The following is a 16463-nucleotide window of genomic DNA, read 5'->3' as shown; positions in this document are numbered from 1 at the left end:
GTATCTCCTCAAGCAAAGCCCGCGCCGAACAGGAGAGACCCCATGCTGCGCTCAGCCACTTTCGACCCATCTGTGGTCACTATCGCGTTTTCCGATGGTACCCAGGCCAGATTTCACGCCATTTGGCTGCGCGACAATGCGCTGGACCCCGAGACCCGCGCCCCCGGAAACGGGCAGCGCCTGATTACCATCGGCGATATCCCCACCGATATCTCGGTCAGCACCGCCGAGATCCAAAATGGCGATCTGAGTGTTACCTTTCAGCCCGAAAACAAATCCGTGATGTTCCCTGCCGATTGGCTGGCCGATCACGTTTATGACCGCGAACAGGTGCAAGACGTTGGCCGCACCGCATCCGGCGTCACCACATGGGAGCGTGGTATCAGCGCCCCCAGCGGTGACTGGGAAAGGGTGCACACCGACCCTGAGGCCAAGCGCAGCTGGCTGGCTGCCGTCGCGGAGTACGGCTTTGCCAAGCTGACAGGTGGCCCAACCGAGCCCGAATCGCTACTGAAAGTTGCCGATCTGTTCGGCTATGTGCGTAAGACAAATTATGGCCCCTATTTCGAGGTTCGGACCGAGGTGAACCCGACCAACCTCGCCTATACCGGGTTGGGGTTGCAGGCCCATACCGACAACCCTTATCGCGACCCGGTGCCGACACTGCAAATCCTCTACTGCCTTGAGAATTCGGCCGAAGGCGGCGATTCCATCGTTGTCGATGGTTTCCGCGCGGCTGAGCGACTGCGCGATCTGAACCCCGAGGGCTTCGCCTTGCTTGCAGGCTATCCGGCGCGGTTCGAGTATAAAGGTTCGGACGGGGTCTGTTTGCGGTCACGTCGCCCGATGATCGAGCTTTCCCCCGATGGCGAGTTGATCGGCATTCGCTTCAACAACCGCTCGTCTGCGCCGTTCGTGGATGTACCCTTTGTCAAGATGGAAGCCTACTATGCGGCCTATCGCCAGCTGGGCGAGATCATTGACGATCCCGCTATGGGCGTGTCTTTCAAGCTGGAACCGGGCGAAAGTTTCATCGTCGACAACACTCGCGTAATGCATGCACGGCTGGGCTATTCCGGGGCCGGGTCTCGCTGGTTGCAGGGATGCTATGCTGACAAGGATGGGCTGCTTTCGACACTGGCCGCCATGCAGATGACACAACCGGAGGCGGCGGAATGAAACCCGATTTCTCGACCTTAAACCGGGACAATATCGTGGCCTTTATCGGTGACATCTTCGATCGTCGGGGGGTGAGGAATATCTGGGGGAACCCGTCACCATGGCCCAGCACATGCTGCAGGGTGCCACGATTGCGGAACAGAACGGACAGTCTGAAGAAATCATCGTCGGTGCGCTGTTGCACGACATTGGCCATTTTACGTCGGAATTCGGCACTTACCATCCGGACGATACCGAGGACCGGCATCATGAAGATGCAGGTGCAGAGGTGTTGGAGCAGTTCTTTCCGTCGGTCATCACCGATTGCTGCCGGTACCACGTGGCAGCCAAGCGGTATCTCTGCGCCACCAAGCCGGAGTATTTCAATCGCCTGTCCGCAGCCTCAGTCCATACGCTGGAACTGCAGGGTGGTCCGATGAGTGCCAAGGAGATAGCCGAGTTCGAGGCAAATCCGAACCTGAAAGAGATCATTCAGGTCCGTTATCTGGACGAAGCGGGAAAACGCGCTGATATGGAGACTCCGGATTTCGCCCATTTCGCACCGATGGTACAACGGATGGTCGACCGGCACATTCAGGCAAGCTGAGACAGCTTTCATCCGCCCGATCGATAGAGCCAAGAAAATTCGTCGAATTTTCTTGGCTATTAATCCTGAAGCCTACAGCCCCAGAACATCCACCATGTCATACTGGCCCGGCGCCTTGCCTTGACCCCACAACGCGGCTTTGAGCGCCCCACGGGCAAAGATCGCACGGTCAGTAGCCAGATGGCGCAACACGATACGCTCACCGGGTGCCGCGAACAGGACATCGTGTTCGCCGACAATATCTCCGCCACGAATCGCGTGGAAGCCGATATCGCCGCGTTTTCGCGCACCGGTAATACCGTCGCGGCCCCTATCGGCCACATCCGACAACTTGACACCGCGCCCTTCTGCGGCGGCTTCGCCCAGCATCAAAGCCGTGCCTGAAGGCGCATCGACCTTGTGATGGTGATGCCCCTCGATGACCTCGATATCGAAATCCTCATCCAGCGCGGCGGCAACCTTTTTGGTGAGCTGCACCAACAGATTGACCCCAAGGCTCATATTCCCGGCCCGCACAATCACAGCATGGCGCGCGGCAGGTTCCAGCGCGGCGATCTGTTCGTCACTCATGCCGGTAGTGCCAATTACGTGAACGCACCGCGCCTGCGCGGCCAGTGCGGCAAATTCCAGTGTCGCTTCGGGCGCAGTAAAGTCGATGACGGCCTGCGCCTGTGCAAATGCCTCCAGCGGATCGTCAGTAACGGTAACACCGATCGCCTGCCCGCCCATTGCCTGACCCACATCCTGACCGATCCAGTCATGACCCTTACGCTCGACCACACCAACCAGACGCGCCTGATCGCTCTCAGACACGGTCTTGATCAGCATCTGCCCCATACGGCCCGAAGCCCCTGTGATAACGATCCCCGGAATATGGGTCATTGCGCTGTCCTTTCTAAAGTCGGCTCAAAGCCTCCTAACCCGTTCGCGCCCGCTTGGCAAAGCCCCGCTTTGGGCTTAGATCGGGGGCATGGCAAAGAACAAATTCCACGATGGCCCCGGCCCATCCCAACGACAGCTGCGCGTCGGTGAACTGATCCGCCGCACCCTGTCCGAGGTTCTGGCGCGCGGAGATGTCCACGACCCCGACCTGAACCGCATGTCGATCACCGTGGGTGAGGTGCGCACCTCGCCCGATCTGAAGATCGCCACCGCCTATGTGCTGCCCTTGGGCGGCAAGGGGCAGGAGGACGTGATCGAACTGCTCGCTCGAAACAAGGGTGAGCTTCGGCGCGCAGTGGGCAAGAAGGTGGGCCTGAAATTCTCACCCGACCTGCGGTTCCGTTTGGACGACACGTTTGATCGACTGGACGACACCCGCCGTATGTTTAATCAGGACGCGGTACGCCGCGATCTGGACGAGTGATCCGTACCCTTGTCACGCTGTGTGCTGTCCTTTGGGCCGCGCAAGTCTCTGCAGTCACTTGCGAGAAGCTGACTCATGAGGACAAACGATATACGGTTTGCGAGGTGGATACCTCGGAAGATTTGCGCCTGTTTCTGAACGATGAAAATGGCGATCTGCTGGGTCATTTCTCTTCGGTGAATGAGGCGTTGGAGCCTCAGGGGAAAAGGCTCGTCTTTGCGATGAATGCGGGCATGTACCATGACGACCGCTCGCCCGTCGGCCACTATGTCGAAGACGGGGAAGAGCAGATGCGCGTGATACCGAATGCCGGACCCGGCAATTTCGGCCTGCTGCCCAACGGTGTGTTCTGCATCCGTGAAAACCGTGCCGATGTGTTCGAGACTTTGGATTTCGTCGATCAGGCGCCGCAGTGCCGCTTTGCGACACAATCGGGCCCCATGCTGGTGATCAACGGAGAGTTACACCCTCGCTTTCTGCCGGATTCAACCTCGCGCTACACCCGAAACGGAGTGGGCACCAGCGCCGATGGCACGCGTGTGGTGTTTGCGATCTCGGACGATTACGTCACTTTCTATGAATTCGGCAGCCTATTCCGCGATGTATTGAAAACACCGAATGCGCTGTTTCTAGATGGCAACATTTCCCGCATGTATGATCGCGCCAGCAATCGGTCGGATATCGGGTTTTCGCTGGGACCCATCGTGGGTGTCGTCGAGGATGTTCCGGCAAATTGACAGCATCGAAACGATCCGCTAACTCGCGCGCCTCAGCAAGACTCAAGGTGTAGAATGGGACGCAAACGCAAGGGCCGCGACATTTCCGGTTGGCTGGTGGTGGATAAGCCCGCTGGCATGACTTCGACCGCGGTGGTCAACAAGGTGCGTTGGGCGATGGACGCCAAGAAAGCGGGCCATGCGGGCACGCTGGACCCAGAGGCAACCGGCGTTCTGGCCGTTGCGCTGGGTGAGGCAACCAAAACCGTTCCTTACATCACCGATGCGCTGAAGGCCTACACCTTCACCGTGCGGCTGGGGCAGGCCACCAACACCGATGATGCTGAGGGTGAAGTCATCGCTGAGAGCATTGCGCGCCCCTCGGATGAGGATATCAAACAAGCGCTCGGCCCGTTTCTGGGCGATATCAAACAGGTGCCGCCCAAGTTCTCGGCCGTGAAAATCGACGGTCAACGCGCCTATAAGCTGGCCCGCGATGGCGAGGATGTAGAACTGACCGCCCGCCCTCTTTGGGTAGAGGAACTGGTGCTGATCGACCGCCCCGACGAAGACCACGTCGTGCTGGAGATGACCTGTGGCAAAGGTGGCTATGTCCGTTCCATTGCGCGTGATCTGGGCGAAGCGCTCGGCTGCCACGGCCACGTGAAAAAACTGCGCCGCATCTGGTCCGGCCCGTTTGAGGCCGAGGATGGCCTGACCATCGAACAGATCGACGAGATGGCCAAAACCACCGCATTGGATGATTATCTGCATCCGCTGGAAACCGGCTTGTCGGACCTACCCGAGCTGAAATGCACCTCTGAAGGAGCCACCCGTCTGCGGAATGGCAATCCGGGCATGGTGCTCGCCTCTGACGTGGAATACGGCGACGAGGCCTGGGCCTCGCTGGATGGCAAGGCCGTGGCCGTAGGAATTTACAAGTCGGGCGAATTGCACCCAAGCCGCGTCTTTGCCGCCAACTGATGACTGTTCAGGCGGCGATACGCAATTTGTGACCCAGTCGAAGTATCTCGGACACCAGTAGATCCAGATCCTGCTTTTGCGTGCGGTGATTGTTGACCGCCACCCGTAGGCAATGCGCTCCCTGAACCGTTGTATCCGATAAAACCGCTGTGCCTTCCTCTTGTAGGCACAACATGATTTCGCTGTTAATCGCACGCAGAGTTTCGGGGCTGAGATCGCCCGGGTCATAGCGGAAACAAACGATGTTTATGTTGGTGGGGAACATCAAGGTGAGGTCATCCTCTGCCTCGATCAGCGAAGTCAGATAACGTGCCTTTTCGATATCCTGATCAATGAGCCTGCCGAATTTCTGAACGCCGTGCTCCTTCAAGGACATCCAGACCTTGAGCGCTCGAAACCCACGCGAAGTTTGAATGCCGTAATCGTGCAAAAACGCCGCCCCGGCGACGCCTCGGGATTGCGGTTCCAGGTATTCCGGGGTCAGAGTAAATGTCGCGTGGTGGGCATCATGGCTTCGCACCAATGCGCAACCCACTTCGAAAGGCGCATGTAACCATTTGTGTGGGTCGAGCGCGACGGAATCCGCGCGTTCGATGCCGGACACGCGCCAACTGTTATCATGGGCGATTGCAATTAACGCACCGATACAGCCGTCAACATGAAACCACAGGCCTTCCTCGCGGCAGAAATCGGCAATCGCCGACAAGTCGTCGATGGCGCCTGTGTTCACGGTTCCGGCGGTGGCAATCACACAAGCGGGTTTAAGGCCGTCTGCGCGATCCTGCGCGACCATGCCGGCAAGCGCTTCAAGATCCATCGTCAAATCGTCTTGCGTAGGAATGCGCCGCAGCGCCTTGTTGCCCAGACCCAGTGTTTCGAGCGACTTTTGGTGACAACTGTGCATCTGATCCGATCCGTAATACCGCATCGGCTTATCCATGGCGGCGATGCCCTCTTCGCGCATGTCGATCCCGGATTTGACGTTGCGGGCCACCGTCAGCCCGATCAAGTTTGCCACGCTGCCGCCGCTGACCAATGTCCCACTGGCCCCTTCCGGCAGACCGATCATCTCGCGTAGCCAGTCGACGACTTGTCGGTCGATCAGGGCTGCCGCATGATTCCCACCCCTAGGTTCGATCCCTGAACCGCAGCCAGAAAATCCGCCATCGCGCCTGTGAAATTGCTCGCGCCCATATACCAGCCCCAAAACCGGGGATGAATATTGCCCATTGGATACTGCATGACCTGAGATTGGACATCATCCATCAAATCACCCAACGGCATACCCTGCTGAGGTGCAGGCGTTTCGAACCCGTTGCGTATCGCAGTCGGCATATCTTTCCATATCGACCTGTCACGCACATCACGCGTATGATCCAACGCCATATCCAACATCTCATGTGCTAATTTGCGGGTCTGCTCCCAATCCGCCGGATCCAATGTCTCGAATGTCATGTCTTCCCCCAGAATAAGCCGTTCAAATGAAGGCAGGTATAGCACAAGTTAAGGATCAGGACATCGCCCCTTGTAAACGGGCCTAATTCCAGCCAAACCCGACTGCATGATCACCCGTTCTCATACCAAGGGCGACGCGCCCTCGACTGCTATCTACTCCGATTGCGAAAAATACCGCTATAGCCTGACCCGTATCTGGAACCCGGCGGGCCGCAAGGCGTTGTTTGTGATGCTGAATCCGTCGACGGCGACCGAGGTGCAGAACGACCCCACGGTGGAACGTTGCGAGCGTCGCGCACGCACACTGGGTTTCGGAGCTTTTCAGGTCACCAATATCTTTGCCTGGCGCGACACTGATCCGCGCAAGATGCGTGCATCTGCAGATCCGGTGGGGCCTGAGAATGACGCAGCCATCCTGGACGGCGTGGAATGGGCGGATCAGGTCATCGCCGCCTGGGGCACCCATGGCGCACATCTGGAACGCGGCCCCGCAGTTGAGGACTTGCTGCGCGGCACGGGCCAGCCCTTGTTCCACCTTGGGCTGACCAAGGACGGTCATCCGAAGCATCCTCTCTACATTGCGTACACTCAGCAGCCCGAACCCTGGTGATAAAGGATTAACCACGCTCTCAGCTTCGCTTTGACCAAGCCATTGTTTGCATGAGATGTTTTACACTCGGAGCCATTGTGCTTGCGGAGGGTAGATATGTTTCTGATCGGATTATTCGGAATGGCCGCCATGGGTGGTGCCGCCTACGCAATCAGCGACGTACTTGTGCCAGAAGACAAAGGCGATGACGAGGATGAAGACGATCGCATCGAGGAAACGGCCGACGACGACCTGTCGGAAGGCAATTTGCTTGACGCGGACGAGAATGTCGACGAGCCCAGCTCTGCCGAGGAAACCGACTCTGACACTGGTGAGATTGTGTCCGAGTATGAAGGCGATCTGGTCATTGCGGGCGATGAGGATGCGGATGTTCTGACCGGGCAGGAAGGCAACGATCAGATCAACGGATATGGCGGGGACGACTGGATCGACGGCGGCGCCGGCAACGACGTGTTGTATGGCGGAGGTGGCGGGGACGTCCTGTTTGGCAACCTCGGGAATGATGTGCTCCATGGTGAATATGGTGACGACGCGCTGGACGGAATGTCAGGAAATGACGACCTGTATGGTCATTTCGGAACAGATGATCTGAGCGGCGGTGATGGGAATGACCGGCTTTTTGGTGGTCAGGGCGATGACACGTTAAGCGGCGATGACGGCGACGACGCGCTACAAGGCGGAGATGGCGACGACTACCTCGTTGGGGGTGCCGGTGAAGACGCCCTGTTTGGCGGAGATGGTGATGACATCTTGTCCGGAGAAGATGGTCCGGACGAGCCTGCGCGCGACTTCCTAAACGGGGGCTCTGGGGACGACGTCATTCTTGCCGAAGACGGCGATGTGGTCACCGGTGGAGAGGGCGAGGACGAGATCGTTGTACAGTCCGACCCCGAGCAGGAAGCCACGACAATCATGGATTTCCAGATCGGTCACGACAAGCTTCTGATCACCTGGGACAACCCGGAAGAACCGGAATTGACGATCGAACAGGACAGTGAAAACAACAGCTTGACCCATGTTCGGGTCAATGGCGAAGACGTCGCTCAGCTTTTTGGCGCAGAGGGTCTGACTGTTGAAGATATTCAGTTTGTGACCGAAGCCCAGTTGGAGCAGTACGCCTTCACCAGTTGAGCCTGCAGAATCCCTTTGCCATTTGCGGTGAATGCGCCTATACGCGCCCATCCGCATCGGAATCGGTGCGGTTTTCTCCATGGGCCTGTGCTGGACGACATCCCGGCCTGCGCCATCAACTCTAACCTTTAAAGGAGACCCCGATGTCGATTACTGCCGCTGATAAAGCACGCGTCATGAAAGAATTCGCAACCAAGGACGGCGACACTGGTTCGCCTGAAGTCCAGGTTGCTATCCTGACCTCGCGCATCAACACCCTGACCGAGCACTTCAAAACCCACAAGAAAGACAACCACGGTCGTCGTGGTCTGCTGAAGATGGTTGCTCAGCGCCGTAAGCTGCTGGACTATCTGAAGGGCAAAGAAGAAGCACGCTATCAGGACCTGATCAAAAAGCTGGGCATCCGCCGCTAAACGCGTTTTGTTCATGTTGTACAGGCGCTGAGGCCCTGTTCGTACAAATAGTACATCTTGTACGCCCGCCATTTGGTGGGCGTATTTGTTTTGGTCACTGTCTAATCTAGTGAACTGTGCGGCGCGCGAATTTCCCGCCATGTTCATGAGAGACGGCACACACATACCTGCGGCCCAAACCTTACCGCTACGCAAAGAAGCGCAAACTTTTTTAACTTCCTGTGAACCACTTCACTGAACGCGGTCAAAGATTGCGCCATTCTGAGGATGTTAGTGAGTAGGCGCTTCTTTTGTTTCGAGCGTCAGGTTTTTCATAGTCCTCCCTTTTTTACTGGGCGTGCCTGTAGCGGGCGCGCCCATTTTCGTTCGGGACACACTGATGAAACCTACTTGCCTTTGGTATCAAGCGCCTGAACGCCGGGATGGCGAAACAGTTTCGCCATCGCAATCAATGCCAGTACACCGCAGATGACCGCGAGCACGAAAGGCATCCGCAAATTGATAGCCATGAGGGACCCGCTGAGGGCCGTAATGGTCCCGGAGCCCAACGCGTAGATGGCGACTGTCACACCCATGACCCAACCTTGCTCGGTTGGGCCGACGCTCGCGGAAAACAACGAAAGCATGGTCGGGTACATGATCGCGAACGCGATGGTTATCGGAACAATCAGGACATAGGTCAGATCGGCCATGGGGTTCAGCATGAAGGCCAATATCCCAAGTGCCATCGCTGCAATGGAGACATACAGAATCGGAAACTTTTTGTACCGCTCGTGCAGCGGCGCGGTGAGGTAGGCACTGCCAAAGGCCATGGAGCCTCCGAACACGGCGAGGGCCATGCTGTTTTGAAGCGTACTGAACTTGAACCGGGTCAGCAGATACGTGTCGATGAAGAAGAAAAACGCATTCAGGCACATCAGCGAGAACAACATGACGACCGAAAGCCGCAAAACGACCGGGTGCGAGAAGACTTTCCACAGGTTCAAAACAACATCTAAAAGCCCGAAGTCAATTTTTTGTCTTTTGAAACCGGGTTCGGAGAAGAAGAACAGAATCAGTGCCATGTTGATCAGGATCAGGGCAATGGCGACGTAGAAAGGCAGTTCCAGTGACGCAAATGATCCCATCAGGTTTTGGTCGCTGAGCAATCCTGAAATCAGTGGCCCCCCGAGCAGGCCCAGCGCGGATGCCGCAACAATCATCCCGAGGTTTTTTGATTTCTCCTGATCGTCATGGCTGATGTCGATCAATGCGGCCTGCGCAATGGGTTGGTTGGCCGTCGTAAACCCGGAAATGGCGCGCCCCAAAAGTAACAGCCAATAGCTGGACGTCATGATCGCGGCCACAGTCAAAACATAGCCGATCAGGGCACCGGTAAGGCAAATCATGATGCCTGTTTTACGCCCGATATAATCCGACAACTTGGCGATAAAGGCCGCCCCGAAAAAGTAGAACAGAAAGAAGACGACAATCAGAATCGTATAGTCGAGCTGGCGGATATTCGTCGCTGTTCCATGTGCGAGGAAAGCCTGGTGTGGATCCAGCAGGATCGTGTTGAAAATCGGCACGATCAATCCAAAACCCATCACGTCAATGAATACGACCAGCAACAGAGACAATCGTGAAAGGTTCATAACAGCTTCCTCATTACGGTCCCGGAATAATCCAATTTCAAAACGTCGAGGGGGCCGGCCACATCACAAGAAACACGCGCTGCGCCAAGATTTGCCCGGAGTCAGGGTATGGGCTCTTTTGTTTTCTGTCCAATTTGGCGCGGCGACGGGCGGTATCCGGGTGGCTGACCTTGGGTTTCGAATTGTGACGCCGCGTCGCGAAAGCCGGGCCCTAGGTTAGAAGGTTGACGTAAGCGTAAGCAGTGCCGTGATTTTTTTCCAAGCGGTCAAAAAAATGATGCAAACAGCAGATTTCTTCCCCCTTTCTCGGCACCCCATTTTTCTTACATGGACGGTGTCGCTGCGGGTTCACACTCACGGAAGTTGGTCTTTGAGCCCTTCCCTCAAGTGGCTTGGACCTGACCCGCAGCGGCAAGGATTTGATGACCATATGTTACGGGAGTTGAATGATGCCATTGAAGACAATTCTGAGCCGGGTGTTTGCAACCAAGATGTCTGAGACGTCCAACGCCACAAATGCGCGGTCGATTTTGAATAATCCCTACGACCATAAGAAGGCAATTTCGAAGGTTGAGACAGCGGCGGTTCTTCGCGGGATCCTAGAAGATGAAAAGATGGAATATCCAACCCAAGGCAAACGCAAGGATTCGCTGCACTGACCGCCGTTTGGTACGCTCCCGACGACTTCTGCATGGGCACGCGCTACAGGGGCCGCTCCGGACCAAAAACGCCCGCCGAATTGGCGGGCGTTTCGTTTTTCTCAGGATAATCCCAGTTACATCTTGGCCTTTTCTGATTTAAGCGCCAGCCACAGGCAGTAGCACATGATCAGAACCACCAAGGTAAACGGAATTCCAGTCGACACCGCTGCCCCTTGCAAGGCAGAGAGACCTCCGCCCAGCAGCAGTGCGATTGCGACGAGGCCTTCAAGCGTGCACCAGAACACGCGTTGCACAACCGGTGCGTCCATCTTTCCGCCTGCCGTGATCGTGTCGATCACCAGCGAGCCTGAGTCCGACGATGTGACAAAGAATACAACGATCAGGATCAGAGCGATCGGGGCAATGATGCCGTAAAGCGGCAGTTCCTTCAGGAACCCGAACAGCGCACCTTCTGGGGCGTAACTGTCGATCACCGTGGCGCGGACACCTTCTGCGCCGCCTGCGTTCAGCATGTCGATGGCTGCGCCGCCAAAGGTCGACATCCACAAGGCACATACCGCAGTGGGTGCCAGCAAGGCGCAGATCACGAATTCACGCACTGTGCGACCTTTGGAGATACGGGCGATGAACATGCCCACGAAAGGCGACCATGCGATCCACCAGGCCCAGTAGAAGGTTGTCCAGCCGTGGAAGTAACTGGTGTCTTCCCGACCGAACGGATTGGACAGAGCAGGCAGGTGCGTCACGTAATCCACCATCACGTTGAAGTACCGTGCAATGGCGGTGCCGACACCGGTAACTACAATGACGAAGATGAACAGTCCTACGGCCATGATCATGTTGATCTCACTCAACCGTTTGACTCCTGCATCCATGCCCATCAGGACCGAGCCCAGTGCGATCATCGTAATGCCTATGATCAGCAGGACGGTGACGGTGGGGCTTGGTTCGATGCCAAAGACCTCATAAAGCCCGGCGGCCACCTGTTGTGCGCCCAAACCCAATGATGTGGTCAGGCCGAAGAGGGTCGCGAATACTGCCAGAGTATCGATGATGTGGCCCCACCAGCCCCAGACGCGCTCGCCCAAGATCGGATAAAAAGCCGAACGCAGGGTCAATGGTAGCCCGAGATTATAGCTGAAGATTGCAAGCGCCAGACCAACGGCCGCATATACCGCCCAGCCTTCGAGACCCCAATGATGGATCGTGCCGACAATGCCGATGTATTCGTTACCCGGCACAGCGATATCGATGCCCAGCGGGCGGGCGTTGCCGTCTTCTGCAAAGTTGTAATAGACCGGCTCCATCACGCCGAAGAACAACAGCCCGATGCCGATCCCGGCCGCGAACATCATCGCGATCCATCCGGCGTAGGAATAGTCGGGTTTGGCGTCCTTGCCGCCGATCCGCACCTTGCCCACCGGCAAGATGATCAACACCAGACAGAACAGGGTGATTGCGTCAACCGACAGCACCAGAAACCAGTCAAACGTGCTGGTCAGCCATGGTCGGAGCCAGCCAAAGAACGTGGCTGCGGATTCCTGATTTGCCAGCGCGATCAGGACGAACGCAAAGATCAGGATACTAGAGATCAAAAAGACCGGGTTATGGATGTCCAGACCGAAAGGCCGGACATTGTCCTGCCCCAGCTCATATTCGGTCTCAAAGTCATAAATCCGGGGATCCGGATCCAGCATTTTCTTGGTTTGTGCCATGCGTCTGCCCTTCTGTTCGCTACGTGCAAACGCCAAGGTATTCGACCGGCGGACGGAGGTGATATTCGTATTCCCTTGGCGCGTTTCCGTCGTTTCGACCGCAGGTATGGTGGTTTCAGCCTATACGGATACTAAATTTTCACCAAATATATTCGATTTCGCGAATAATTAGGCGGTGGGAGCGACCGAATTAGCTTTCAGAGCTGCAAATATCCTGTTATTCAACCAAATGGTTGACTGAAGCAGGAAAGGCATGTAATTCATCCAAATGGTTGAACGAGAGAATCGCTATGACCTAAGCGCTATATTGAAGGCCGCGTCCGACCCAACCCGCCGCGTGATCCTAACGATGCTCGCGCAGCAGGGCCCCTTGCGGGTGACGGATATTGCGCGGCAATTCGATATGAGCCTCAACTCGGTGTCCAAGCACATCAAGGTGCTGGAGAATGCCGGGCTGGTGCGGCGTCGGACGGAATGGCGCGAGCATCTGATCGAGGTGCAGATGGCCCCCTTGTCAGCCGTGGATGACTGGTTCGCCGGGCTGCGTTCGATCTGGGCGCTTCGGCTGGACGCCTTGGAAACTGCTTTGGAGGACCCAGAAGATGACGGAACTGTCCCTTGAAATAACCCGCGCCATTCCGCACCCGCCGGAAAAGGTGTTTGATGCTTGGCTAGACCCGGAAATGTTGGCCAAGTTCATGCTGCCCGGTCCCAACATGTCAGTGCCCGAAGCTTATTCTGACGCCAAAGTAGGGGGCCGGTTCAAGATCATCATGCGCGCGCCCGAGGCCGGGGACCTGCCGCATGAGGGCGAATACAAAGTGATCGACCGGCCCAATCGGCTGCAATTCACTTGGAACTCTCCTTACAGTCAGGACGATTCCACCGTGACGCTAGATTTCACGCCCACCGATAAGGGTACGGAATTGCGCCTGCACCACATCCGCTTCCCTTCGGAAGAAAGCCGCAACAATCACGAAGGTGGCTGGACCCGAATCCTTGAGACGCTGGAGGGTGCGCTGTGATCAACTGGCTCGCCCTTGGCGTGGGTGTGATCGCGGCCTTTCTGCTGGGCTGGCTGGTCTACGGACCCGTCGGCTTTCAGAAACGCTGGGCCGAGGGAACACGGATCGACCCCACCCCGCCCGAATCTCCACCCCTGCCGCAGATGGCGGCCCAGATCGTTTTCCTGATCCTGCTAGCCGCTGTGATCGCGGTGACCGAGACCAACAACAGCCTTGGCGTTGCGGTGCTGGCGATCCTCGCAGTGGCTGCTCAGGCCGCATCGGTCGGGGCATGGGCACAGAAAAGCGGCTTCGCCATCGCAGTCGACACCGGATATGCGCTGGGCTGCGGCGTGGTGATGATATTGGCGCACGCTATCCTTTGATACATCGGCCCCTGCCCAGCTTGGGCGGGGGTTAGGCAATCCCCTGCCCCCCAAAAACTCCCGACTTTCCAAAGCTTGCAAACTGATGTATGGGCCTGTCATCTGAGACGTTGTGCCCTGACCCCGGCACTCGAATGGAAGATAAAGTGGGGTCGGCGGCAATGGGGCCGCCATGCAAACCGGAGACCCGCAGGGGCGGGAGTGCTCCGTTCTAGGATACGCATATGTTTGATGTAACAAAGAAATCGATTCAGTGGGGCGAAGAGACGCTGACACTGGAAACCGGCAAGGTTGCCCGTCAGGCCGACGGCAGCGTGATTGCCACGCTGGGCGAAACCAGCGTCATGGCAAACGTGACCTTTGCCCGTGCTCAAAAGCCCGGTCAGGATTTTTTCCCGCTGACCGTACACTATCAAGAAAAATACTATGCCGCCGGTAAGGTTCCGGGTGGCTTCTTCAAGCGCGAAGCGCGCCCGACCGAGAAAGAGACGCTGACCGCGCGTCTGATCGACCGTCCGATCCGCCCGCTGTTTGTTGACGGCTTCAAAAACGAAGTTCTGGTGATGTGCACCGTGCTGTCCCACGATCTGGTCAACGACCCCGACATCGTTGCGATGATCGCAGCCTCTGCCGCACTGACCATTTCCGGCGCGCCGTTCATGGGTCCGATCGCCGGTGCCCGCGTTGGTTTCGAGGATGGCGAATACGTTCTGAACCCGACCGTCGACGACATGCAGGACCTGCGCCTGAACCCTGAACAGCGTCTGGACCTGGTTGTTGCCGGTACCAAAGACGCCGTGATGATGGTGGAATCGGAAGCTTACGAACTGTCCGAGGCGGAAATGCTGGGCGCGGTAAACTTCGCGCATGAGCAAATTCAGCCCGTGATCGACCTGATCATCTCGCTGGCCGAAGAAGCCGCGAAAGAGCCGTTCGAATTCGTCGCCCCCGATTACTCGGAGCTGTCCGCCGCTGTTTCGGCTGCCGGTGAAGAGAAGATGCGCGCCGCGTTCGCGATCACCGACAAGCAAGAGCGCACCGCCGCTGTTGCCGCGGCCCGTGAAGCGATCAAGGAAGCGCTGACCGAAGAGCAGCTGGAAGACGGCAACCTCGGCTCCGCAATGAAGAAGCTGGAAGCAGGCATTCTGCGCGGCGACGTCGTCAAAGGCGGCAAGCGTATCGACGGTCGTTCGACCACCGATATCCGTTCGATCGTTGCAGAAACCTCGATGTTGCCGCGGACCCACGGTTCTGCCCTGTTCACCCGTGGTGAGACTCAGGCATTGGCCGTGACCACGCTGGGCACCGGTGACGACGAACAGTTCATCGACGCGCTGCACGGCAACTTCAAATCCAACTTCCTGCTGCACTACAACTTCCTCCCTACTCGGTGGGTGAAGTTGGCCGCGTGGGTGGTCCGGGCCGTCGTGAGATCGGCCACGGCAAGCTGGCATGGCGTGCCCTGCAGGCGGTTCTGCCTGCGGCGACCGACTTCCCCTACACGATCCGCATCGTGTCGGAGATCACGGAATCCAACGGCTCCAGCTCAATGGCGTCGGTCTGCGGCGGTTCGCTGTCGATGATGGATGCGGGCGTTCCGCTCAAAGCACCGGTTGCCGGTGTGGCCATGGGTCTGATCCTGGAAGATGACGGCGAATACGCCATCCTGTCGGACATTCTGGGTGACGAAGATCACCTGGGCGACATGGACTTCAAGGTTGCGGGTACCGAAAACGGCATCACCTCGCTGCAGATGGACATCAAGGTTGCGGGCATCACGCCTGAGATCATGGAGAAAGCCCTGGCGCAAGCCAAGGACGGCCGGATGCACATTCTGGGTGAGATGGGCAAAGCCCTGTCCGAAACCAACGAATTCTCGGTCCACGCGCCGCGCATCGAGACCATGAACATCCCCACCGACAAGATCCGCGAAGTGATCGGCTCGGGTGGTAAGGTCATCCGCGAGATCGTCGAGGTTTCGGGTGCCAAGGTCGACATCAATGACGACGGCGTCATCAAGATCGCGTCGCCCGACGGTGAATCGATCAAGAAGGCCTATGAGATGATCCACTCGATCGTGGCCGAGCCGGAAGAAGGTCAGATCTACACCGGTAAAGTGGTCAAGATCGTCGACTTCGGTGCCTTCGTGAACTTCTTTGGCAAGCGCGACGGTCTGGTGCACGTGTCCCAGATCGAAAACCGACGCCTGAACCATCCGTCGGATGTTCTGAAAGAAGGTCAGGAAGTAAAGGTCAAACTGCTGGGCTTTGACGATCGCGGCAAGGTGCGCCTGTCGATGAAAGTTGTCGATCAGGAAACCGGCGAAGAGATCGTTCCCGAGAAGAAAGAAAAGAAAGAGGAAAGCGCAGAGTAATCTGCCTCTTTTGCAAGAACGAAGGCCCCGGTAATCCGCCGGGGCCTTTTTCTTTGGGCGAATGTGGAGTGCCGTAGCGATGCTGTGGAATGTGCCGACCATCAGCTGGTGCTGGGGCAGGCTTCAATTTAGATGAGGATACAGTTTTAATCGCTGAGTGCATTGCCCTGAAACAGAGCCTCGCAACCACTTAAAACGTTGGCTTTACAGCCCCGAGGCATCTACTTGGGCGTTCTTTTCTACTCATT

At 57.2% G+C, this 16463-nt stretch carries 16 protein-coding genes and 2 pseudogenes; 13 read left to right on the top strand and 5 right to left on the bottom strand.

Features of this window, described 5'->3' with window-relative positions:
• Nucleotides 1-42 precede the first annotated feature (42 nt).
• Nucleotides 43-1179, top strand: a complete 1137-nt coding sequence (gene tmpA / locus AC1DFB_RS16740; protein ID WP_480921704.1) for a 2-trimethylaminoethylphosphonate dioxygenase — start codon at nt 43-45, stop codon at nt 1177-1179.
• Nucleotides 1176-1765 (top strand): annotated as a pseudogene (tmpB, locus tag AC1DFB_RS16735) ((R)-1-hydroxy-2-trimethylaminoethylphosphonate oxygenase). Before tmpA ends, tmpB begins: the two are co-directional and overlap by 4 nt.
• 72 nt (nt 1766-1837) lie before the next feature.
• Here tmpB and dapB read toward each other — a convergent pair.
• A complete protein-coding gene (gene dapB, locus AC1DFB_RS16730; RefSeq protein ID WP_480921703.1) occupies nt 1838-2647 on the bottom strand; it encodes a 4-hydroxy-tetrahydrodipicolinate reductase in 810 nt (269 codons plus the stop codon).
• 88 nt (nt 2648-2735) lie between these two features.
• Here dapB and rbfA point away from each other — a divergent pair, with 88 nt between their 5' ends.
• Genes rbfA through truB form a run of 3 tightly spaced genes read left to right on the top strand, consistent with a single transcriptional unit; the run spans nt 2736 to nt 4831 of the window.
• Nucleotides 2736-3131 carry a 30S ribosome-binding factor RbfA gene (gene rbfA, locus AC1DFB_RS16725; RefSeq protein WP_170408494.1) on the top strand — a complete coding sequence of 132 codons (396 nt, stop codon included), beginning with the start codon at nt 2736-2738 and terminating at the stop codon, nt 3129-3131.
• Nucleotides 3128-3868 carry a phosphodiester glycosidase family protein gene (locus tag AC1DFB_RS16720; protein WP_480706461.1) on the top strand — a complete coding sequence of 247 codons (741 nt, stop codon included), beginning with the start codon at nt 3128-3130 and terminating at the stop codon, nt 3866-3868. Before rbfA ends, AC1DFB_RS16720 begins: the two co-directional genes overlap by 4 nt.
• A 54-nt stretch (nt 3869-3922) precedes the next feature.
• The gene (gene truB, locus AC1DFB_RS16715; protein WP_170426161.1) at nt 3923-4831 is read left to right on the top strand and encodes a tRNA pseudouridine(55) synthase TruB; all 909 of its coding nucleotides are present in this window, start codon (nt 3923-3925) and stop codon (nt 4829-4831) included.
• Nucleotides 4832-4838: 7 nt separating this feature from the next.
• On the opposite strand, the gene AC1DFB_RS16710 is transcribed toward truB, so the two are convergent.
• A complete protein-coding gene (locus tag AC1DFB_RS16710; RefSeq protein ID WP_480921702.1) occupies nt 4839-5900 on the bottom strand; it encodes a pyridoxal phosphate-dependent decarboxylase family protein in 1062 nt (353 codons plus the stop codon).
• 32 nt (nt 5901-5932) lie between these two features.
• Complete coding sequence (locus AC1DFB_RS16705) at nt 5933-6286, bottom strand: hypothetical protein (protein ID WP_480921701.1); 354 nt, start codon at nt 6284-6286, stop codon at nt 5933-5935.
• A gap of 106 nt (nt 6287-6392) precedes the next feature.
• Between AC1DFB_RS16705 and AC1DFB_RS16700 the strand changes: the two genes are divergently transcribed.
• The 3 genes from AC1DFB_RS16700 to rpsO all read left to right on the top strand — a co-directional run bounded on the left by AC1DFB_RS16700 (nt 6393) and on the right by rpsO (nt 8440).
• Nucleotides 6393-6896: a DUF1643 domain-containing protein gene (locus AC1DFB_RS16700; protein ID WP_170513974.1), complete on the top strand. Its 504-nt coding sequence runs from the start codon at nt 6393-6395 to the stop codon at nt 6894-6896.
• A 96-nt stretch (nt 6897-6992) separates the two neighbouring features.
• Nucleotides 6993-8027 carry a calcium-binding protein gene (locus AC1DFB_RS16695; protein ID WP_170408499.1) on the top strand — a complete coding sequence of 345 codons (1035 nt, stop codon included), beginning with the start codon at nt 6993-6995 and terminating at the stop codon, nt 8025-8027.
• Nucleotides 8028-8170: 143 nt separating this feature from the next.
• Nucleotides 8171-8440: a 30S ribosomal protein S15 gene (rpsO, locus tag AC1DFB_RS16690; RefSeq protein WP_050605082.1), complete on the top strand. Its 270-nt coding sequence runs from the start codon at nt 8171-8173 to the stop codon at nt 8438-8440.
• A 386-nt stretch (nt 8441-8826) separates the two neighbouring features.
• On the opposite strand, the gene AC1DFB_RS16685 is transcribed toward rpsO, so the two are convergent.
• Nucleotides 8827-10074, bottom strand: a complete 1248-nt coding sequence (locus tag AC1DFB_RS16685) for an MFS transporter (protein WP_170408500.1) — start codon at nt 10072-10074, stop codon at nt 8827-8829.
• A gap of 449 nt (nt 10075-10523) precedes the next feature.
• Here AC1DFB_RS16685 and AC1DFB_RS16680 point away from each other — a divergent pair, with 449 nt between their 5' ends.
• Nucleotides 10524-10733 carry a hypothetical protein gene (locus AC1DFB_RS16680; RefSeq protein ID WP_170566948.1) on the top strand — a complete coding sequence of 70 codons (210 nt, stop codon included), beginning with the start codon at nt 10524-10526 and terminating at the stop codon, nt 10731-10733.
• 116 nt (nt 10734-10849) lie between these two features.
• Here AC1DFB_RS16680 and AC1DFB_RS16675 read toward each other — a convergent pair whose 3' ends face one another.
• Nucleotides 10850-12451 (bottom strand): BCCT family transporter, encoded by a 1602-nt coding sequence (locus AC1DFB_RS16675; RefSeq protein WP_170513982.1) that lies wholly within the window; start codon nt 12449-12451, stop codon nt 10850-10852.
• Nucleotides 12452-12719: 268 nt separating this feature from the next.
• Between AC1DFB_RS16675 and AC1DFB_RS16670 the strand changes: the two genes are divergently transcribed.
• From AC1DFB_RS16670 to pnp, 4 genes and pseudogenes are all read left to right on the top strand, one after another.
• On the top strand, nt 12720-13073 hold the full coding sequence (locus AC1DFB_RS16670) for an ArsR/SmtB family transcription factor (protein WP_170426150.1): 354 nt from the start codon (nt 12720-12722) through the stop codon (nt 13071-13073).
• Nucleotides 13054-13476, top strand: coding sequence for an SRPBCC family protein (locus tag AC1DFB_RS16665; RefSeq protein WP_170394703.1), 423 nt, complete (start codon nt 13054-13056; stop codon nt 13474-13476). The genes AC1DFB_RS16670 and AC1DFB_RS16665 overlap by 20 nt, the downstream gene beginning before the upstream one ends.
• Nucleotides 13473-13841 (top strand): DUF1761 family protein, encoded by a 369-nt coding sequence (locus tag AC1DFB_RS16660; protein WP_170513987.1) that lies wholly within the window; start codon nt 13473-13475, stop codon nt 13839-13841. Before AC1DFB_RS16665 ends, AC1DFB_RS16660 begins: the two co-directional genes overlap by 4 nt.
• Nucleotides 13842-14065: 224 nt before the next feature.
• Nucleotides 14066-16215 (top strand): annotated as a pseudogene (gene pnp / locus AC1DFB_RS16655) (polyribonucleotide nucleotidyltransferase).
• Nucleotides 16216-16463: the final 248 nt, after the last annotated feature.

Source organism: Ruegeria sp. S84, assembly GCF_056583445.1.
The sequence above is the reverse complement of the archived record's forward strand: the minus strand, read 5'-3'. Positions and strand labels throughout refer to the sequence as shown.

What these genes read in the sequence shown, in the direction of transcription:
- AC1DFB_RS16705 (WP_480921701.1), bottom strand. Translation starts at nt 6,286, where the DNA reads ATGACATTCGAGACATTGGATCCGGCGGATTGGGAGCAGACCCGCAAA.
- AC1DFB_RS16685 (WP_170408500.1), bottom strand. Translation starts at nt 10,074, where the DNA reads ATGAACCTTTCACGATTGTCTCTGTTGCTGGTCGTATTCATTGACGTG.
- AC1DFB_RS16665 (WP_170394703.1), top strand. Translation starts at nt 13,054, where the DNA reads ATGACGGAACTGTCCCTTGAAATAACCCGCGCCATTCCGCACCCGCCG.
- rpsO (WP_050605082.1), top strand. Translation starts at nt 8,171, where the DNA reads ATGTCGATTACTGCCGCTGATAAAGCACGCGTCATGAAAGAATTCGCA.
- AC1DFB_RS16675 (WP_170513982.1), bottom strand. Translation starts at nt 12,451, where the DNA reads ATGGCACAAACCAAGAAAATGCTGGATCCGGATCCCCGGATTTATGAC.
- AC1DFB_RS16695 (WP_170408499.1), top strand. Translation starts at nt 6,993, where the DNA reads ATGTTTCTGATCGGATTATTCGGAATGGCCGCCATGGGTGGTGCCGCC.
- dapB (WP_480921703.1), bottom strand. Translation starts at nt 2,647, where the DNA reads ATGACCCATATTCCGGGGATCGTTATCACAGGGGCTTCGGGCCGTATG.
- AC1DFB_RS16700 (WP_170513974.1), top strand. Translation starts at nt 6,393, where the DNA reads ATGATCACCCGTTCTCATACCAAGGGCGACGCGCCCTCGACTGCTATC.
- AC1DFB_RS16680 (WP_170566948.1), top strand. Translation starts at nt 10,524, where the DNA reads ATGCCATTGAAGACAATTCTGAGCCGGGTGTTTGCAACCAAGATGTCT.
- rbfA (WP_170408494.1), top strand. Translation starts at nt 2,736, where the DNA reads ATGGCAAAGAACAAATTCCACGATGGCCCCGGCCCATCCCAACGACAG.
- truB (WP_170426161.1), top strand. Translation starts at nt 3,923, where the DNA reads ATGGGACGCAAACGCAAGGGCCGCGACATTTCCGGTTGGCTGGTGGTG.
- AC1DFB_RS16670 (WP_170426150.1), top strand. Translation starts at nt 12,720, where the DNA reads ATGGTTGAACGAGAGAATCGCTATGACCTAAGCGCTATATTGAAGGCC.
- AC1DFB_RS16710 (WP_480921702.1), bottom strand. Translation starts at nt 5,900, where the DNA reads ATGATCGGTCTGCCGGAAGGGGCCAGTGGGACATTGGTCAGCGGCGGC.
- tmpA (WP_480921704.1), top strand. Translation starts at nt 43, where the DNA reads ATGCTGCGCTCAGCCACTTTCGACCCATCTGTGGTCACTATCGCGTTT.